The 4,256-nt window shown below is 69.9% G+C and carries 5 protein-coding genes and 1 pseudogene; 5 read left to right on the forward strand and 1 reads right to left on the reverse strand.

Features of this window, described 5'->3' with window-relative positions; all coding sequences use genetic code 11:
* Positions 1-375: pseudogene (locus BDIM_RS00350) on the reverse strand (A/G-specific adenine glycosylase); the annotation flags it as partial.
* Between the two features lie 21 nt (positions 376-396).
* On the opposite strand from BDIM_RS00350, the gene BDIM_RS00355 reads away from it, so the two are divergent.
* The 5 genes from BDIM_RS00355 to BDIM_RS00375 all read left to right on the forward strand — a co-directional run.
* Complete coding sequence (locus BDIM_RS00355; protein ID WP_003163569.1) at positions 397-960, forward strand: DUF721 domain-containing protein; 564 nt, start codon at positions 397-399, stop codon at positions 958-960.
* Between the two features lie 99 nt (positions 961-1,059).
* The gene (locus BDIM_RS00360) at positions 1,060-1,695 is read left to right on the forward strand and encodes a thioredoxin domain-containing protein (protein ID WP_003163571.1); all 636 of its coding nucleotides are present in this window, start codon (positions 1,060-1,062) and stop codon (positions 1,693-1,695) included.
* A 28-nt stretch (positions 1,696-1,723) separates the two neighbouring features.
* Complete coding sequence (locus BDIM_RS00365) at positions 1,724-2,329, forward strand: thioredoxin domain-containing protein (protein ID WP_003163572.1); 606 nt, start codon at positions 1,724-1,726, stop codon at positions 2,327-2,329.
* A 7-nt stretch (positions 2,330-2,336) separates the two neighbouring features.
* On the forward strand, positions 2,337-2,981 hold the full coding sequence (locus BDIM_RS00370; RefSeq protein WP_040344445.1) for a DsbA family protein: 645 nt from the start codon (positions 2,337-2,339) through the stop codon (positions 2,979-2,981).
* A gap of 10 nt (positions 2,982-2,991) precedes the next feature.
* Positions 2,992-4,256 (forward strand): AAA family ATPase (locus BDIM_RS00375; protein ID WP_155818579.1); only part of this gene is annotated, 1,265 nt, incomplete at its 3' end.

A 4,256-nucleotide genomic window follows, 5' to 3' on the forward strand; every position in this document is an offset into this window, starting at 1 on the left:
GGCGCCCACTCCCGGCAGGGCCAGCAGCTCGGCCTCGGTCTGCGGGAAGGCGCCGCCGTGATCCGCCGCCACGGCGCGGGCGCAGGCCAGCAGATTGCGTGCGCGGGCGTAATAGCCCAGCCCCGCCCAGGCGGCCATCAGTTCGGCGTCCTCGACGGCGGCCAGGTCGCCCACCGTCGGCCAGCGCGTGGTGAACCGCTCAAAATAGGGCGCCGCGTGGGGCACCGTCGTCTGCTGCAGCATCACCTCGGACAGCCAGACGCGATAGGGGTCGGTCTTCGCCTCAGCCCCCGGCGGCGCGCGCCACGGCAGGCTGCGCGCATGGGCGTCATACCAATCGAGCAGGGCGGCGCGGAGAGAGGGGACGTCAGGCATGGGTCAGGCTATATAGGACGAATGCGTCGTCCCCTGCCCACCGAAAGCGAAGCGCGCGAAATCCTGGCCCGCCGCCGGACGCGCCCGCCGTTGCGCCCGCCGCCTCCGGCTGGTCGGTCGCTGGCGCCGCTGATCAAGAAGCTGGACGCCCAGTTCGGGCGCGGCGCCTCGGCGCTGGAGCCGCGCTGGGTCGAGATCGTGGGTGAACGGCTGGCCCGCGTCACCCGCCCGCAGAAGCTGACCAAGGGGCGCGGCAACGCCGGCGGAACGCTGGAGCTGCGCGTCGCCGGCCCCGCGGCCCTGCTGGTCCAGCACCAGTCGGCCGACATCATTCAGCGGGTGAACCTGTTCCTGGGCGCAGGCTCGGTCGAGAAACTGCGCATCGCCCAAGGGCCGGTGAAGCCTCTGCCCGCTTCGGGCGCCAAGCCCCGCCCGCGCGGCCGCGCCGTCCTGCCCCCCCTGCCCGCCGCGACGGAAGCCGAACTGAACGCCTCGGTCGAGGCGGCGCCCGACAGTCTGAAAGCAGCCCTGGGCAAGCTGGGCCGCGCCGTGCTGTCGCAGCCTCCACGCGACGAGGGGCGTTGACAAACCTTCGCCATCGGCGTTCTCGACATTCAGACGATTTCGCCTGCGCGCACGAATCGCGCGACGTTTCTGAATCTCATTTCTGACAAGGACCAGCCGATGGCCCCGATCTTCAAATACGCCGCCATGAGCCGCCGCGCGGCCCTGTCCGCCGCAGCCCTGGCCTCGATGGCCGTGCTGGCGGGTTGCTCGGCCGGCGGCGCGGGCGGCGAGGTCGAAGGCGACATGGCCAAGGGCGCCCCTGAAGGCGCCAAGGTCACGGTCGTGGAGTACGCCTCGGTCACCTGCGGCCACTGCGCCGTGTGGAATGAAGAGGTCTGGCCTGAGTTCAAGACGAAGTACGTCGACAACAACAAGGTCCGTTTCGTCTTCCGCGAATTCCCGACCCCGCCCCAGGACATCGCCGTCGCCGGCTTCCTGATCGCGCGCTGCGCCGGTCCGGACAAGTATTTCGACGTCGTCAGCGACATCATGGCCAGCCAGAAGGAATGGCAGGCGGGCGTCGCGCCGCGCACCACCCTGTTCCGCGCCGGCCAGGCGGCGGGCCTCAGCGAGCAGCAGATCAACGACTGCATCCGCGACAAGGCCGCCATCGAGGCCATGGAGAAGCGCATCCAGGCCGGCATCAGCGCCGGCGTGACCGGCACGCCCTACTTCACCGTCAACGGCGTGAAGGTGGCGGACAGCTCCCTGTCCGGCCTGTCGGAAGTCATCGACGCCGAGCTGGCGAAGTAAGTCGTCCAAACGGGAGGAGGGGGCGGACATGATGAACCGTGCAGCGGTCGTCGGCATGGCGGCCACGGCCTTGATCCTGTCCGCCTGCAACCAGGGCGGCGGAAGCGGAGCGGCGACGACGCAGGGCGATATGGCCATGGGCGCGGCCGAGGGGGCCAAGGTCACGGTGGTCGAGTACGCTTCGACCACCTGCGCCGGGTGCGCCGCCTGGAATGAGACAGTCTGGCCTGACTTCAAGGCCAAATATGTCGACAATAACAAGGTTCGTTTCGTTTTCCGTGAGTTCCCCACTCCGCCCCAAGATATCGCCGTGGCGGGGTTCCTGATCGCCCGCTGCGCCGGAGACGATAAGTATTTCGAGGTCGTCGACCACCTGATGCGGGCGCAGACTGAAATGCGCAACGGCGTCCCGCCGCGCGAGATCCTGCTACGCACCGCCCAGGCCGCTGGCCTAAGCGAAACCCAGTTCGAAGAGTGCACCACCGACAAGGCCGCCGTCGCAGCCCTGGAACAACGTATCAAGCAGGCGTCGGCGGCAGGCGTGACCGGTACCCCGACCTTCATGGTCAACGGCCAAATCGTGACCGACAACTCCCTGTCCGGTCTGTCGGCCAGCATCGATCCCCTGCTATAGAATCCGCATGACTGTTCGCCTCCTGCACCTTCTGTCAATCGTGGCCCTAGCCAGCCTGAACGCCGCTCCAGTCCTGGCGCTCGATCCGGCTGTGACGCGCGGCTCCGCGACGGCGGCCGTGCCCGCTGTCACGGCGGCGGACCGTGTGATGGGCCGGGCCGATGCGCCGGTGACGGTGATCGAATACGCCTCCTTCACCTGCAGCCATTGCGCCCATTGGACCAATGACATCCTGCCGCAGTTCAAGGCCCGCTATATCGACACGGGCAAGGTGCGCTTGGTGTTCCGCGACATGCCGACCCCTCCGGCCCAGATCGCGGCGACGGCGGCGGGCATCGCGCGCTGCGCCGCCCCGAACCGCTTCTTCGACGTGGCCCACAGCCTGATGAGCGGTCAGGCCGCCGCCTTTGAAAAAGGCGACGCCCGCGACTGGTTCGCCGCCGCCATCGCCGCTAGCGGCCGCACTCAGGAGCAGATCGAGACCTGCATGAAGAACCCCGCGACCAGCCAGGCCCTGCAGGCCGAGGTCGACGGCGCCGTGGCGGCGGGCGTGACGGGCACGCCCTCCTTCTTCGTCAACGGCAGGCGGGTCAGCGACCATTCGCTGGAGGCCCTGTCGGCGGCCATCGACCCGCTGATCCGGGCGCGCTGATCGAGACGCGATGCAGTTCCAGCGCCTCCGGCTCGTCGGCTTCAAATCCTTCGTCGACCCGGCCGAGGTGCAGATCGAGGCCGGGCTGACCGGCATTGTCGGGCCGAACGGCTGCGGCAAGTCGAACGTGCTGGAAAGCCTGCGCTGGGTCATGGGCGCCAACTCGGCCAAGGCCATGCGCGGTCAGGGCATGGAGGACGTGATCTTCGCGGGCGCTGCGGGCCGTCCGCCGCGCAACCACGCCGAAGTCCAGCTGACCATCGACAACGCTCAGAAGCGCGCGCCCCAGCCCTTTACCGACAGCCCCGTGCTGGAAGTCTCGCGCCGGATCGAGCGCGGGCGCGGCTCGACCTATCGCATCAACGGCAAGGAGGTGCGGGCGCGCGACGTTCAGCTGCTGTTCGCCGACGCCTCGACCGGCGCCAACAGCCCGGCCCTGGTGCGCCAGGGCCAGATCAGCGAACTGATCGCCGCAAAGCCGCAGAACCGCCGCCGCATCCTTGAAGAGGCCGGGGGCGTGGCGGGCCTGCACACCCGGCGCCATGAGGCGGAGCTGCGGCTGCGGGCGGCCGAGACCAACCTCGACCGGCTGGACGACATCGGCAAGGAGTTGGAGTCGACGCTGAACCGGCTGAAGCGCGAGGCGCGTCAGGCGGAGAAGTACAAGAAGATCTCGGCCGAGATCCGCGCGCTGCAAGCGGCGCTGCTCTACGTTCGCTGGACCGACGCCAAGACGGCGGCCGAGACGGCGGCGGCCGAACTGCGCGAGGCCGACCGGCTGGTCGCCGAGACGACCACGGCGGCGGCGGCGGCCCAGACGGCGGCCCTGAACGCTCAGGAGGGGCTGAAGCCTGCGCGCGAGGAAGACGCGGTCGCCACCGCCCTGCTGAACCGGGCCATCATCGAGCGCGACCGGCTGGACATGGCCGAACAGGCCGCCCGCGCCGAGGTCGACCGCCTGAAAGCCGAGGTCGCCCGCATCGAGGCCGACCGCGTGCGCGAGGACGGCATGGCCGCCGACGCCGGGCGCGAACTGGAACGGCTGGACCGCGAGCTGGAGAAGCTGAAAGCCGAGATCGCGGCCGCCCCCGAGCGCGGGCCGGAACTGGAACGCGCCCTCTTGGAAGCCGAAGACGCGCGCAAGGCCGCCGACGCCGAGGTCGAACGGCTGGCCGGGACGCTGGCCGCCGTCGAGGCCCGCGCCAACGCCGAAAGCGCCAGGAAGCGCGACGCCGAGGCCCGGCTGGCGCGCGTGAAGGGCCAGCACGAACAGGC

The sequence above is a fragment of the Brevundimonas diminuta ATCC 11568 genome, from assembly GCF_000204035.1.
GTDB lineage: Bacteria > Pseudomonadota > Alphaproteobacteria > Caulobacterales > Caulobacteraceae > Brevundimonas > Brevundimonas diminuta.